Origin of the sequence: Mycolicibacterium parafortuitum (assembly GCF_010725485.1) — a bacterium.
Taxonomy (GTDB): domain Bacteria; phylum Actinomycetota; class Actinomycetes; order Mycobacteriales; family Mycobacteriaceae; genus Mycobacterium.
Window position 1 is genome coordinate 5,191,763 of the sequence record NZ_AP022598.1, and the last position, 13,777, is coordinate 5,205,539.

Genomic DNA, 13,777 nt, shown 5'->3' on the forward strand with positions numbered 1-13,777 from the left:
GGCCTTCCCGCCCGGCTCAGTGCGAGCCGGGCGGGAAGTGCTCGATCCAGTGCCGGGCGATGTCGACGCGGCGCGCGATCCATACGCCTTCGTGCGACTGCACATGGTCGAGGAAACGTTCCAGTGCCGCGGCGCGCGCCGGCCGGCCGGCCAGGCGGCAGTGCAGTCCGACCGACAGCATCTTCGGTGCGCCGTCTGTCCCCTCGGCGTAGAGCACGTCGAACGCATCGCGCAGATGCGCGAAGAACTGCTCACCGCTGGGGAATCCGCCCGGGCTCGCGAACCGCATGTCATTGGTGTCCAGCGTGTAGGGCACGACCAGGTGGTCGGTGTCGGCCACCCGGGTCCAGTAGGGCAGGTCGTCGGCGTAGGAGTCCGAGTCGTAGAGGAACCCGCCGTGTTCGACGACCAGTTGCCGGGTCTGCGGAGAATCCCGTCCGGTGTACCAGCCCAGCGGCGTCGAACCGGTCAGCTCGGTGATCAGCGCCACGGCCTCGGCCAGGTGGGCGCGTTCGACCTCGGGTTCGACGAGTTGGTAACTGATCCAACGCAACCCGTGACAGGCGATCTCGTCACCGCGGTGACGGAATGCCGCGACGGCCTCCGGGTTGCGGGCCAGCGCCATCGCGACGCCGAAGATCGTCAACGGCAGGCCGCGGCGGTCGAATGCGCGCAGCACCCGCCACAACCCGGCCCGCGAGCCGTATTCGTACAGCGATTCCATGCTCATGTGCCGGTTGGGGAAGGCTTGGGCGCCAACGATTTCCGAGAGGAAGGTCTCCGATGCCGGGTCGCCGTGCAGGACGCTGTTCTCGGCGCCCTCCTCGTAGTTCAGGACGAACTGGACCGCGATCCTCGCGCCGCCCGGCCAGCACGGATCGGGGGGATTGCGGCCGTAGCCGACCATGTCCCGTGGGTAGTCGTCGGCCGGCCGGTCGGTCATCCAGGCATTGTGGCAGTTCATCGGTCGACTTTCGCGATGACGGTTTCGGTGTGACGTAGAGGATGACCCTTTCGTCAGAATCCACCGACCGGGGTTTCTCCGACGGGGATCGCGGGCAGCTTCATGGCATGCCCGCCGTGCTGTGGTTCCGCCGCGATCTGCGGCTCGCCGACCTGCCCGCGCTGCTGGCGGCCGCTGACGAGGACGGCGACGTGCTGGCCTGCTATGTGCTCGACCCACGGCTGGAAGCGTCGGCGGGGGCGCGGCGGCTGCAGTACCTCTACGACGCGCTGCGCGACCTGCGCGACGGTCTGGACGGGCGCCTGCTGGTGACCCGGGGGGATCCGCGGACACGGATCCCCGAGGTGGTCAGGTCGGTGGGCGCGGCGTCGGTACATGTGTCAGAGGACTTCACGCCGTTCGGGATGCGCCGTGACGAGCAGGTGCGCGACGCGCTCGGTGACGGCGTCGACTGGGTGGCGACGGGATCGCCCTACCTGGTGTCCCCGGGGCGGGTCACCAAAACCGACGGGACCCCGTACAAGGTGTTCACGCCGTTCTTCGACGCATGGCGCCGGCACGGATGGCGCTCCCCCGCCGAGTCGGGCCGCGATTCGGCGCGCTGGATCGACCCCGCCGACGTGTCCGGCGTCGCCGGGGTGGGCGACATCCCCGACGCCGGCGAAACCCTCGACCTGCCTGCCGGCGAGCAGGCCGCGCGCACGCAGTGGCGCGCGTTCGTCGAGGACGGTCTGGCCGGGTACGCCGACGACCGCAATCGGCCCGACCTCGCCGCCACCAGCAGGATGTCGGCACACCTGAAGTTCGGTGCCATCCATCCGCGCACCCTGGCCGTCGACCTGGGCCGGGGCAAGGGCGGGCAGGCGTACCTGCGCGAGTTGGCGTTCCGTGATTTCTACGCCTCGGCGGTCACCCACTGGCCGCGCAGCACCTGGTGGAACTTCAACACCGCGTTCGATGCGATCGAGGTCGACGACGGCTCGGACGCGCAGGCGGCGTTCGAGGCGTGGAAGGCCGGCCGCACCGGCTACCCGATCGTCGACGCCGGGATGCGCCAGCTGCGCGAGTCCGGGTTCGTGCACAACCGGGTGCGGATGATCGTCGCGTCGTTCTTGGTCAAGGATCTGCACCTGCCGTGGCAGTGGGGCGCGCGCTGGTTCCTCGATCAGCTGGTCGACGGCGACATGGCCAACAACCAGCACGGCTGGCAGTGGGCGGCCGGGTGCGGCACCGACGCGGCGCCGTACTTCCGGGTGTTCAACCCCACCACCCAGGGCAAGAAGTTCGACCCGTCCGGGGTGTATGTCAAACGCTGGGTGCCCGAACTCGCCGACGTCGCCGATGTGCACAACCTCGACGCCGACCGGCCCGAGGACTATCCGCAACCGATCGTGGATCACGGCCAGGAACGTGAGGAAGCGCTGCGCCGGTACAACGCCATTCGGGGCTGAGCCTCCGGGACGGCTACTTCAGCGTCTGGCCGGCGTCCACCGGCAGCGCGACGCCGGTCAGATACCGGCCGGTCGGTCCACACAGATAGACCATCGCGTCACTGACGTCGCGCGGTTCCATCATCGGCAGCTGCAGCAGCGCCTGCTGCGCGAGGCTGAACGACGGGTGCGCACCTGCCCACTCGGCCATCGCCTCATTGAGCACCATCGGGGTGGCCACGCCGCCCGGATGCACGGAGTTGACCCGGATGTTCTTTTCGGCCAGCGAGCGCGCGAAGTGCCGCATCAACCCGATCACGCCGTGCTTGGCCGCGGTGTAACCGGCGGCGCCGTGGTTCATCGTGCCGAACTCGGTGCTGACCGAGGTGAAGCCGGCCGCGGAGCTGGTGATCACGATCGCGCCGCCGTCGGGGTTGCGCAACAGGGCGGGCAGCGCGGCGTCGATGGTGAAGTACACGCCGTTGAGCATCACGGCGATCGCGTCGGTGAACGCGGTGATGTCGTTGCCCTGCGAGCCGGCCGCGGGCAGGATGCCGGCGTTGGCGAGGACGTAGTCGAGTCGGCCGAACTGCGCGACACCATCGGCCACCACCGCGGTCAGCCGGTCGCGGTCGCGGACGTCGGCCTGCGCGGCGACGATGCGGCGGCCGGTCTTCTCCACCAGCCGCGAGGTCTCCTCGAGGTCTTCCGGCGTGGCCATCGGGTAGGCGACCGAATCAAGCTGGGCGCAGATGTCGACGGCGATGACATCGGCACCTTCTTCGGCGAAGCGGACCGCATGCGCGCGGCCCTGGCCCCGGGCCGCGCCGGTGACCAGCACGACCTTGCCGTCGAAGATCCCGGGGGAAGACTCAGCCGTCATGAGCGGTCAGCCTACTGGCCGCAAACCCCGGCTCTACGGCGGCGCGTAGTAGAGCTGTGTCAGAATGTCGGCCAGGAACACGCACGACCATCGAAGACCCTGAGGAGCCAGCTGTGGCAAGCACCGAGGTGGAACGACACACCGGCGTCGACGTCGAAGACGTGCCGTCCGCGGAATGGGGCTGGTCGTCGGGCAGCGTGCGGGGCTACCAGATCGGCGGCGTGCTGGCCGCGGCGTTCCTGCTCGCGATGATGCACGGCAACCACACGGGCCGGGTCGAGGACCTGTTCCTGATCGGGTTCGCCCTGTTCGTGCTCGGGTTCGTCGCGCGCAGCGTCTACACCACGCGCAACCCCGACACTCGTTAACGTCCCGCGACCGGCAGCAGGTCGGCGCCGTCGAGTGGGTACCACAGCGCGGCGCTGACGAAGGTCTCGACGGTCGCCTCCGGCGGCGTCTGCCCGATCGCGCGCAGCGCACCCACCTTGAAAGCCCGCGCGGCAGCGCTGGCGCGGTGCCAGACGCGCTCGAACCTGTCGTCTGCGCCGACCCCGGAGACGTCGCCCCATACGGTGATCTCGGTACGTCCCGCTTCGAGGAGCCGATGCAGCTCGCGGCGTATCCCGGCGTCCCGCCGCACCAACTGCGCGTCGACGGCGACCGCCGCACACGGTCGGCGCACCAGATCGGGCGCTGATTCGCTCGGCGCGACCGCTTCGCTGCGCACCCCGAGGATCGTCAGCGGCCGGATGTCGGCCTCGGCGGGAACCAGCACGGTGACCTGCCAGCCGGCCCGAACCCGGTCGCACAGCCAGCCGCCGGCCGCCGCCACCACGGCGCCGACGTCGTCGGCGACCACGGTGAGGTCGTAGGCGTGCAGGGTCTCCCCCGACGGCCGGACACCCGAACCCTTGTTTTCGGACGACCCGAGGTCGTCCACCTCAAACATCGTCATCGCGTCACCCTTCGGCGCGCGTCACGGCGCGCTCCAGACAGCGTGACATTTACGATCTGATCTGTAAAGTATCGAATCGATCTCGGCGGACCGCCGCCACGCGAAACCGAGTTCCGCATAAGCGGTTCCGCTGCTACAGCGCCGGCGCGGGCGGCATCGCCGTCTGGACGGGTGTCAAGTCGTCGGGCAGTCCGGCGGCCTTGCGGATCTCGCGGAACGAGGCGATCAGGGCATCGGTCGCCTCGTGTGGATCCTTCAGCGTCCGGTCGTCGGTCAGCACCGAGATGGAGAGCTGATCGACGTAGCTCCACACGGTGATGTTCATGCCGCTGCCCGCCACGATCGGGCCCACCGAGTAGATCTCGTCGATCACGGCACCCTCCATCCGACCCCGTTCACGTGGGCCGGGAACGTTGGAGATCGTCAGGTTCATGACCATCGCCGACTCCACCCGGCGGCCCTGCATCCGGAAGATCCGCGGAGTGGTGGCCGGCGGCAGATAGGTCAGCCACTGTGGGAGCAGGGTGGGGCCGAGCAGGCTGTGGTTCTCCTTGGCGATCGCCGTCGACGTCGCGGTGAGCTTGACCCGTTCCAACGGGTCTTCGATATGCACCGGCAAAGACGGTGTCATGTAGGTGAATTCGTTTCCGACCAGCCGATCCGGCGAAGGGTTGAAGCTCACCGGCACGCCGGCGATCAACGGGTAGCTGGCATGCCCGTCGTAGGTCATCTGCAGCGCGCGCAGCGCACCGGCCGCGGTGGCCAGGACCAGGTCGTTGAGGGTGACGCCGAGGTGGCGGGCCGTCTCCTTGACGTCGGCCAGCGCGAGCGGCGCGGTCGCGAAGCGGCGACCCGGTGTGACGACGTGGTTGATGAACGTCGGCGGCGGCGCGAAATTCTTGGCCAGATCCGGATTGCGCCCGCGCTCCCTGGCCTTCCGGCGCACCCGCTTCACCGACCTGACGGTCTCGTTCATCAACGACGGCAACCGGCGCAGCTGACGGGCGTGGTCCCGCGCCGCGCCCTTGAGCAGGTTGGCTCGTGCGGTGGAGTCGGGGCGGACCGCCGCGAGCGCACCGCCGATCTCCGGTTCCTGCGGCTGGATCGTCATCGCCAGCTGGTTGGCCGACGCCATCCCGTCGGCGAGCACGTGGTGCACCTTATGGATCACGGCAATTTTATTGCCCGCCAACCCTTCTGCGATGTACATCTCCCACAGGGGACGGTTGCGATCCAGCGGGGTGCCGGCGATCTCACCGATCAGCTGGTCGAGCTCACGCCGCCCGCCCGGGGCCGGAACCTGCGCCCGGCGGATGTGGTAGTCGACGTCGATCTCGGCGTTCTGCACCCACATCGGGTGATGGAACTTCAGCGGAATGTCGACCAGCTGATATCGCAGCGGAGCCAGCGCGTGCAGCCTCGGCAGTGCGGCACGGCGGAACAGTTCGAAGCTGTAGTCCTCGATGTTCGACACGTCGAGCACGCCGATCTTGAGCGTGTGCATGTGGATCTCGGGGGTCTCGCTGTAGAGCATCATCGCGTCCACGCCGTTGAGCCGTCGCACGCTCACCCCCTGTTCCACCGGTGCAACTGATACTCCTTGTTAGCAGAAACCGCGCAGTTGAGCATCACAGCGATACCCGTCAATGACAATTCGCGAACAATTTGTCAGCATGGTCGCGATGACACCGACGAAAGCCGTTGACCCCGGGACTCTTCGATGAGCCTGGTGGCCGGCCGCGGCCCGCTCAGCGGCGACCGGGCCGGGCGGTTCAGCCCGCCGGTCACCGGCGACCTGGTCTACATCGAGCCGCACCCGAGACGGGTGCGGGCGGTGCGCGACGGCCGCACGGTGATCGACACCGAGGCGGTGATGATGGTGCACCGCCGTGGAGCGCCGCTGAGCTACGCGTTCGCCGCGACCGACGTCGGCGACCTGCCCACCTCCCCGGTGCCCGAGGCACCCGAGTTCGTCACCGTGCCGTGGACGGCCGCGGACACCTGGTTCGAGGAGGGACGACAGCTCGTGCATTACCCACCCAACCCGTATCACCGGGTGGACTGCCGGCCTACCAGCCGCACGCTCTGCGTGCGCGCGGCCGACGTCACCCTGGTCGACACCGCCGACACCACGATCCTGTTCGAGACGGCGTTGCCGCCACGACTGTACGTGCACCCGTCGGCGGTGCGCACCGAGCTGCTGCAGCGCTCGGAGACGTCGTCGTACTGCAACTACAAGGGCTACGCGACGTACTGGCACGTGCAGCTCGACGGCACCGTGGTCGAGGATGCGGCCTGGAGCTACGACGACCCGCTGCCCGAGAGCACCCCGATCGGCGGCTTTCTCAGCTTCGACGAATCGAAGCTGACGGTGCGGGCGGAGCTGCCGTGACCCGCTGGCATGCCCTCGACGAGGCGGACGCCGGATTCCTGGACACCGCGCCGCACGTGTTCCGCTACGAGATGCATTACGACGCAACGCCGGAACAGGTGTGGGAATCGCTGCAGTCCGACGAGTCGCTGGCCGCCTGGGGTGACACGATCGGGTCGTTGACCTGGACGTCGCCGCGCCCGTTCGGCATCGGAGCCACCCGCGAGGTCGGCACGGGTCCGATCCGGGTGCGCGAGCGGTTCTTCCGCTGGGACGAGGGGTCTGGCTACTCGTTCTGGGTCTACGAGGCCAACGTCGGCCTGTTCCGCCGCTTCGCCGAGGACTACCGGGTCGAGCCCGACGGTGACGGGACACGGTTCACCTGGGTGATCGCGCTGGAACCCGTCCGCGCGCTGCGCCTACCGCTCAAGGTGCTCGCCCCGCTGGTGAAGGCGGCCTTCGCGCGGCCCGCGGCCGACGGAAAGAAGTACTTCGCCACCCGATAGGGTCGGCACCTGATGACAGGTGTCAAGTCCAGCTGGATCGCGCAGCTTCTCCGGTATGAACGTCGCGGCGACACGTTCGTGACCCACCCACGCCAGGTCGCCCCCGGGCAGCGATTGTTCGGCGGGTTGATCGCCGCCCAGTCGCTGGCCGCCGCGGGCGCCACCGTCGACCCCGGCAAGCTCCCGCAGTCGCTGCACCTGTACTTCGTCCGCGGGGGTCGCTACGACGTCGACGTGGAACTGCACGTCGAACGCACGCGGGACGGGCGGTCCTTCGACACCCGCCGGGTCACCGCCGTGCAGCAAGACGCGGTGATCATGGAGATGATCGCGTCGTTCCATGTGCCCGAACCGGGCGCCGAGGAGTATCCGCCGCACCGGCCGACGGTCGAGTTCGACGACACCGCGGCCCGGGAACCCGATCTCGAGTTCGCCGACCTCTTCGAACTGCGCACCCGGCCCGACGACGACAGGCCGTTCGCGATCCCACCGTTCTGGATCCGGGCCCGCGGCGAGGTCGAGGACGATCCGCTGCTGCGGGCGTGCGCGCTGGCGTTCATGTCCGACATCGGTCCGGTGCCGGTCGCGCATCCGAGCGGCGTGCCACTGCGGCCCGGAGCAGGCCAGGCCGCGAGCCTGGACCACTCGGTGTGGTTCCACCGCCCGTTCGTGCCGCACGACTGGAACTGCTACGAGGTGCATCCGCTCAACGTCGGTGACTCCCGTGGCCTGGTGCACGGGTCGCTGTATGACCGCGCGGGCACGCTGATCGCGACAACCACCCAGGAAGCGTTGTGGCGGGTGTAGGTTCGGCCTCGTGTCGACGCTGACCAACCGCCAGATCCTGTTACGCCGCCGACCGAACGGACTCGTCGCCCCCGACGACACCGAACTCGTCGAGGCACCCGCGCCCGACCCCGCCGAGGGTGAGGCGTTGGTGCGAACCACCTACGTCGGCATCGACGCCGCCGCCCGCACATGGCTCGACGACCAGCCGAGCTACCTGCCGCCGGTCGGACTCGGTGAGGTCATCCGCGCCGCCGGCATCGGCGAGGTCGTCGAATCCCGTTGTGACGCATACGCCGTCGGTGACGTCGTGACGACGCTGACCGGCTTCCAGGAGTACACCCTGGTGCGTGACGACCTGTTCACCACCCCGGTGCCGGGACCCGGCGACCAGGTGGATCAGCTCGCGGTGATGTCGATCTACGGGCCGACCGGCGCGACAGCGTATTTCGGGATGATGGGGATCGGACGGCCCCAGCCCGGTGAGACGGTGGTGGTGTCCGCGGCCGCGGGCGCGACGGGGTCGGTGGCCGGCCAGATCGCCAAGATCGCCGGCGCGAGGGTGGTCGGCATCGCCGGAGGTCCGCACAAGTGCCGGGCGGTGGTGGAGGACTTCGGGTTCGACGCGTGCATCGACTATCGCAACGACGACGTGCCCGCCGCGTTGAAGCAGCACTGCCCCAAGGGGGTCGACGTCTACTTCGACAACGTCGGCGGACCCATCCTCGACGCGGTGCTCGGACGGTTGGCCCACAAGGCGCGAGTGGTGTTGTGCGGCGTGATCTCCAGCTACCTGACCGGCGAGCACCCCGGGCCCGCGAACTACGTGAACCTGCTGGCGAAGACCGCGACGATGCAGGGATTCAATGCGCTCGACGAGTGGGGCCGCTTCGACGAGGCGTTCGCCGCGCTGCGCGAATGGGAGGACAACGGGCTGCTGACGCACCGCGAACACATCTACGAGGGCATCGAATCGTGCGTCGACGCGCTCAACGGTCTGTTCACCGGCGCCAACATCGGTAAGACCCTGGTCAGGCTCTGATCACCGTTTCACCGAAGCTCTCGATCGCCTCCACCGTGTGCGCGAGGCTGTCGCCGGGCACGGTGACCTGAATCCAGGTCACCCCGGCGCGTTCGAGTTCGTGGACCCCCGAGGCGAATTCGTCGGCGTTGAAGTCGTCGGTGCCCGGGGTTCCTCCGACTCCGTTGGTGAACGTGATGTCGATGCCGGCCGGGTCGCGCCCGGCGGCGTCGAGTCGGCGGCGGAGATCGTCGATGCCCTTGACGAGGTGTTCGGTGGTTTCCAGCGCGGCGGTTCGTGCCGTCTGCGCCAGCAGTGCCGGTGCGCGGAAGGGGCACCAGCCCTGAGCGTATTCGGCCACCCTGGCGCGAGCCGCGGCGGTGTTGCCGCCGACCCAGATCGGCGGATGCGGTCTGCTCACCGGCCTGGGGTGCGCGGTGATCCCGCTGGCGCTGAAGTGCTTACCGTCGTAGCTGAGGTTGTCGGTGGTCCAGATTTCCCGGATCACATGCAGGGCCTCTTCGAAGAGGTCGGCGCGCTCGTCGAATTCGACTCCGAGCGCCGCGAATTCGCGCTTCAGATAGCCGACCCCGACCGCGAGGGTGAACCGGCCGTCGGAGATCAGATCCAGCGTCGCACCGGCTTTGGCGACGACGAACGGGTTGCGGTACGGCAGCACGACGATGTTCGGGATGAGCCGCAACGTCGTGGTGTGCGCGGCCGCGAATCCCATTGCGACGAACGGGTCGAGCGCATCGTGCCCGCCCGCTTCCAGCCAGCGCTGCGTCGGCGCCGGGTGGTCGGTGAAGCCGAAGCCGTCGAACCCGGCCTTCTCCGCGGCGACGGCCACCCGCGCGATCCCCGCGCCGGTGACCAGCTCGGGATTGTAGGGATGGCTGTGCATCGGGTGGGTGATCGCGAACCGCAAGGCCGCCTCCTTAGAATTACCTTCTTCAGTTCTGAGAATGTCGTTACCATGCAGGCGGCGGAATGTACAGCGGCAGGAGTGACGATGAGCAGACCGGAGATCGGCGTCTACCTGCCCCAGATGGGCTTCTCGTTCGACGACGTCCTGCATCGGGCGCGGCGCTGCGAGGACCTCGGGATCGATTCGCTGTGGCTCTACGACCACTTGTACGGACCGGGGATGCCGGAGTATCCGTCGATGGAGGCGTGGACGCTGGCCACCGCGCTGCTGAGCCGCACCGAACGGCTGCGCGTCGGGCATATGGTGCTGTGCAACCAGTTCCGGCACCCCGTCACGCTGGCGAAGATGGCGACGACACTGGATCAGATCTCCGGAGGACGGCTGACGCTGGGGATCGGCAGCGGCTCGATCGAGGACGAGCACCGCCGCGCCGGACTGCCGTGGGGGACGGTCGGACAACGCTCCGCACTGCTGGGCGAGACACTGCAGATCTTGCAGCAGGCGTTCACCGCGGAGCGCATCGACTTCGCAGGCGAACACTTCACGGTGACGGACTTCCCCGTCAAGCCGGGTCCGGTACAGAAGCCCGGACCGCCCATCGTCGTCGGCGGGGTCGGCGAGAAGTTCACGCTGCCGTTGGTGGCCCGCTACGCGGACGTGTGGAACGTCCCGACGTACGCACTGGATCAGATCGAACCCAAAATTGCTGCGCTGCGGTCGATCTGCGCCGAGATCGGCCGGGATCCGGACAGCATCGTGCTGTCGATCGAGGCGGTGATGGCGCTCGCCCCGGATGCGTCGTCGTTGCCGGCCGTGCGGGGGCTAGCGGAAAAGCGGTTCGGTGGGCCGGGTTTCGGACTGCACGACACGGGGCTGATCGGGACGGCCGACCAGATCGTCGACCGGCTCGGGAAGCTCGCGGAGATGGGCTTCAGACAGATCGTTCTGTTCACCCACGATCGCTGTTCCGATCAGACCCTTGAACTGCTTGCGGCGAAGGTGGTTCCGCAGCTCTGACCGGGGTTATCCCCAAATCCGAATTGGTCCCCAGCCGCGGTATACCCACTCCGAAATGTCACCCCGCACCGGTAATATCGCACACATGTTCGAAGTGTCGGTGGCCGAGCCCGAGAGTCTTGCCGGGCTCTCCGATGCCGACCTGATCGACGCCGCCCGGGCAGCGAGCCGGGCCGAGAATGCGGTGTGCGCACGCAAGCTGGCGGTGATGGCCGAACTGTTCGGCCGCCGGGTCGACCTCGCCCCGGAGGAGCGGCTGTACTGGTGGGTGGATCCGCAGGCCGCGGTGACCGCCGAGATCGCCGCGGCGTATCGGATCACCCAAGGGTTGGCGCTGCACCAGACCTACCGCGCCGTCGTGCTGCGGGACCGGCTGCCGCGGGTGGGGGCGTTGTTTCTGGCCGGGACGATCGGCGAGATGCTGGTGCGCGCGATCATCACCCGCACCGACCTGATCACCGATGCGGCCCTGATCGCCGCCGTCGACGCCGAACTCGCCGCCACTGTGACTGGGTGGGGGCCGTTGTCGGTGAAAGCCACCCAAGCCCACATCGACGAGATCGTCGAACGCCACGACCCGGACGCGGTGCGCCAGTCCCGCGACGCCGAGATCGGACCGGCCCTGGAATTCGGTGCCCCCACCGACGCGCCCGGGTTCACCACCATCTGGTCGCGGGTCTTCGACGGCGACGCCGCCGCCGGCTGGCGCACCTTGACCGCGATGGCCTACAGCGTCTGTGACGCCGACCCGCGCACCCTCGACCAGCGCCGCAAGGACGCCTGGGCCGCGCTGTTGCACGGCATCACCAGCCTGGCCTGTCGCTGCGGCAACACCGACTGCGAGGCCGCCGTCAACCCCCGGCCCGTCCCCGAAGTCATCGTCTACGCCCTCACCGACCACACCACCACAAACACCCAACAACCCGTACCTCAAGGTGACCGGTCGGCCGCCGAACTGCGCCACGACACCGTCGAGACCGAGATCGACGCGCCCGCCGAGGAGGTCACCCCGGTCGAGGTGTCACGGGAGAGCGAGGACCGCGACACCTCGGCTGACGACCGTCCCGACAGCGACGCCGCGCCCACCCAGCCCAAGCCGCGCCGCAGCGCCCCCGTCCTGCTCCCGGGCCGGTCGGGCTATGTCTTCGGGTCCGGGTTCCTGCCCGCCCCGTTCTTCGACACCATGCTCAACAGCGCCAAGATCCGCGAAATCATCCACCCCGGAGCGGCTGGGCCGGAGCCGCGCTACACCCCCTCAGCCGCGCTCGCCGCGTTCGTCCGCTGCCGCGATCTGACGTGTCGCTTCCCCGGCTGCGACAAACCGGCCACCACCGCCGACATCGACCACACCGTCCCCCACCCGGTCGGACCCACCCACCCCTCAAACCTCAAAACACTGTGCCGTTTCCACCACTTACTCAAAACGTTCTGGACCGGACCCGGCGGCTGGAAAGACCGCCAACACCCCGACGGCACCATCGTCTGGACCTCACCAACCGGACACACCTACACCACCCACCCCGGCAGCCGACTGCTGTTCCCCGCCCTGTGCAAACCCACCGGCACCCTCTGGACCGGCGACCCACCCCAAGTGCCACACAGCGACAACCGCGCAGCGATGATGCCGCGCCGCACCCGCACACGCGCACAAAGCCGCACCGCCTACATCACCCGCGAACGCCAACACAACGCCGACCACCACGGCGACACACCCCGCGGCAACGACCCACCCTTCTAGCGTGCCGGTGAGTAGTTCGGGCGGCCGAGCCCGAGGGCTTGCTGAGCGATCATGTTGCGGAACACGTCGAGTGTGCCGCCGTAGATGCCCGTCGGCAACGAGAGCCGGAACAGGTACTCGGCATTCAACCCCTCGGGCACCGCAGATCCAGTGCCGCCGATGTCCATCAACTCCGGTGTGATGTCCCGCAACGTCTGTGCGATCGCGACCCGACCGAACATCTCCGGTGTGCTCAGCGCCGCCTCGAGGCGGGCGATGCTGCGCCCCAGCCGGTACGCCACGGAGCCATCGTCCAGCCGATCACCGACCGTCCCCGCGATCCGGTCCACTTCCTCGGCGAGCAGCAACGCATGTTCGGTCATGACCGCGAGCTTCTGCAGCCCGTCCGGGGCGCGCTCCCCCGTGCCGTGCTCGGCATTGAGCGCCTCCCGCAACACAGCCCATCCCCCGTTGACCGGCCCGATGCGGTACCGATCAGGAACCTGCACATCGCTGTAGTACGTGATGTTGGTCCGGTCTCCGTCGACCGTGCGAAGCGCCTGAATCTCGACCCCGGGCGAATCGAGCGGAACCAGGAACATCGTCAGGCTCTTGTGCTTCGGCGCGTTCGGATCGGTGTTGGTGATCAGGTACACGTACTGCGCGTGGTGCGCGTTCGACGTGAACATCTTGGATCCATTGATCACCCAACCGTCACCGTCGCGCACCGCGCGCGTCTTGCACGTCGCGATGTCCGACCCGCCCTCGGGTTCGGTGTAGCCCAGACACAGCCGGTACCGACCCGAAAGCACGTGCGGCAACACCTCCGCCTTGAGCTCGTCGGATCCGAAGTGGTCGACCGCGGTCGCCACCATCGCCGTGGTGGGCCAGTGAAACCACGGGGTGTGCGCCCGGCCGACCTCCAACTCGAAAACCCTCCGCTGCACCGCGGTGAACCCGCCGTCGGTCTCCGGGCGCCAGTCCCGCTCCAGGTATCCCGCCGCGCCCAGCGCGAGATGCACCTGCTCGTCGAAGTTGTCCCCGGTCTCGCGATCACGGCGCAGCACGTCCTCCGTGACCACCGACGCGAGAAACTCGCGCACCTCGTCCCGAAACGCGCGATCCTCGTCGGACAGAGTCACTTCCGAGAAGTCCATCGTCACACCCCCGTCGGCACACCCGCTTGGCGCGTACATCGG

Annotated in this window: 14 protein-coding genes; 8 read left to right on the top strand and 6 right to left on the bottom strand. The window is 68.4% G+C overall.

What is annotated here, in order from left to right; all coding sequences use genetic code 11:
* Positions 1 to 16: 16 nt before the first annotated feature.
* Positions 17 to 943, bottom strand: a complete 927-nt coding sequence (gene puuE / locus NTM_RS24530) for an allantoinase PuuE (RefSeq protein ID WP_232079829.1) — start codon at positions 941 to 943, stop codon at positions 17 to 19.
* Positions 944 to 1,071: 128 nt separating this feature from the next.
* On the opposite strand from puuE, the gene NTM_RS24535 reads away from it, so the two are divergent.
* Positions 1,072 to 2,415 carry a cryptochrome/photolyase family protein gene (locus NTM_RS24535; protein ID WP_163768653.1) on the top strand — a complete coding sequence of 448 codons (1,344 nt, stop codon included), beginning with the start codon at positions 1,072 to 1,074 and terminating at the stop codon, positions 2,413 to 2,415.
* A 13-nt stretch (positions 2,416 to 2,428) separates the two neighbouring features.
* Here NTM_RS24535 and NTM_RS24540 read toward each other — a convergent pair whose 3' ends face one another.
* Positions 2,429 to 3,277: a mycofactocin-coupled SDR family oxidoreductase gene (locus NTM_RS24540; RefSeq protein WP_104861289.1), complete on the bottom strand. Its 849-nt coding sequence runs from the start codon at positions 3,275 to 3,277 to the stop codon at positions 2,429 to 2,431.
* A 113-nt stretch (positions 3,278 to 3,390) separates the two neighbouring features.
* On the opposite strand from NTM_RS24540, the gene NTM_RS24545 reads away from it, so the two are divergent.
* Positions 3,391 to 3,645, top strand: coding sequence for a DUF2631 domain-containing protein (locus NTM_RS24545; RefSeq protein ID WP_104861288.1), 255 nt, complete (start codon positions 3,391 to 3,393; stop codon positions 3,643 to 3,645).
* Here the strand turns inward: NTM_RS24545 and NTM_RS24550 are convergent.
* Positions 3,642 to 4,232, bottom strand: a complete 591-nt coding sequence (locus tag NTM_RS24550) for a hypothetical protein (protein ID WP_104861287.1) — start codon at positions 4,230 to 4,232, stop codon at positions 3,642 to 3,644. The two genes, NTM_RS24545 and NTM_RS24550, sit on opposite strands and share 4 nt — an antisense overlap.
* A gap of 133 nt (positions 4,233 to 4,365) precedes the next feature.
* Positions 4,366 to 5,796, bottom strand: a complete 1,431-nt coding sequence (locus NTM_RS24555) for a WS/DGAT/MGAT family O-acyltransferase (protein WP_163769614.1) — start codon at positions 5,794 to 5,796, stop codon at positions 4,366 to 4,368.
* A gap of 156 nt (positions 5,797 to 5,952) precedes the next feature.
* Between NTM_RS24555 and NTM_RS24560 the strand changes: the two genes are divergently transcribed.
* The 4 genes from NTM_RS24560 to NTM_RS24575 are packed head-to-tail and all read left to right on the top strand — an operon-like array spanning position 5,953 to position 8,937.
* Positions 5,953 to 6,624: a DUF427 domain-containing protein gene (locus NTM_RS24560; RefSeq protein WP_163768656.1), complete on the top strand. Its 672-nt coding sequence runs from the start codon at positions 5,953 to 5,955 to the stop codon at positions 6,622 to 6,624.
* Entirely contained in the window at positions 6,621 to 7,109 is a 489-nt protein-coding gene (locus NTM_RS24565) for an SRPBCC family protein (protein ID WP_163768659.1), read from the top strand. Before NTM_RS24560 ends, NTM_RS24565 begins: the two co-directional genes overlap by 4 nt.
* Positions 7,110 to 7,121: 12 nt before the next feature.
* Positions 7,122 to 7,916: an acyl-CoA thioesterase gene (locus NTM_RS24570; RefSeq protein WP_163768661.1), complete on the top strand. Its 795-nt coding sequence runs from the start codon at positions 7,122 to 7,124 to the stop codon at positions 7,914 to 7,916.
* Positions 7,917 to 7,926: 10 nt separating this feature from the next.
* On the top strand, positions 7,927 to 8,937 hold the full coding sequence (locus NTM_RS24575) for an NADP-dependent oxidoreductase (RefSeq protein ID WP_163768664.1): 1,011 nt from the start codon (positions 7,927 to 7,929) through the stop codon (positions 8,935 to 8,937).
* On the opposite strand, the gene NTM_RS24580 is transcribed toward NTM_RS24575, so the two are convergent.
* A complete protein-coding gene (locus NTM_RS24580; protein WP_163768667.1) occupies positions 8,927 to 9,844 on the bottom strand; it encodes an LLM class F420-dependent oxidoreductase in 918 nt (305 codons plus the stop codon). The genes NTM_RS24575 and NTM_RS24580 overlap by 11 nt on opposite strands.
* An 84-nt stretch (positions 9,845 to 9,928) precedes the next feature.
* Between NTM_RS24580 and NTM_RS24585 the strand changes: the two genes are divergently transcribed.
* Together NTM_RS24585 and NTM_RS24590 are read left to right on the top strand one after the other, a co-directional pair.
* On the top strand, positions 9,929 to 10,861 hold the full coding sequence (locus tag NTM_RS24585) for an LLM class flavin-dependent oxidoreductase (protein ID WP_163768671.1): 933 nt from the start codon (positions 9,929 to 9,931) through the stop codon (positions 10,859 to 10,861).
* An 85-nt stretch (positions 10,862 to 10,946) separates the two neighbouring features.
* Entirely contained in the window at positions 10,947 to 12,599 is a 1,653-nt protein-coding gene (locus tag NTM_RS24590) for an HNH endonuclease signature motif containing protein (protein WP_163768674.1), read from the top strand.
* On the opposite strand, the gene NTM_RS24595 is transcribed toward NTM_RS24590, so the two are convergent.
* A complete protein-coding gene (locus tag NTM_RS24595) occupies positions 12,596 to 13,735 on the bottom strand; it encodes an acyl-CoA dehydrogenase family protein (RefSeq protein WP_163768677.1) in 1,140 nt (379 codons plus the stop codon). The two genes, NTM_RS24590 and NTM_RS24595, sit on opposite strands and share 4 nt — an antisense overlap.
* Positions 13,736 to 13,777 lie beyond the last annotated feature (42 nt).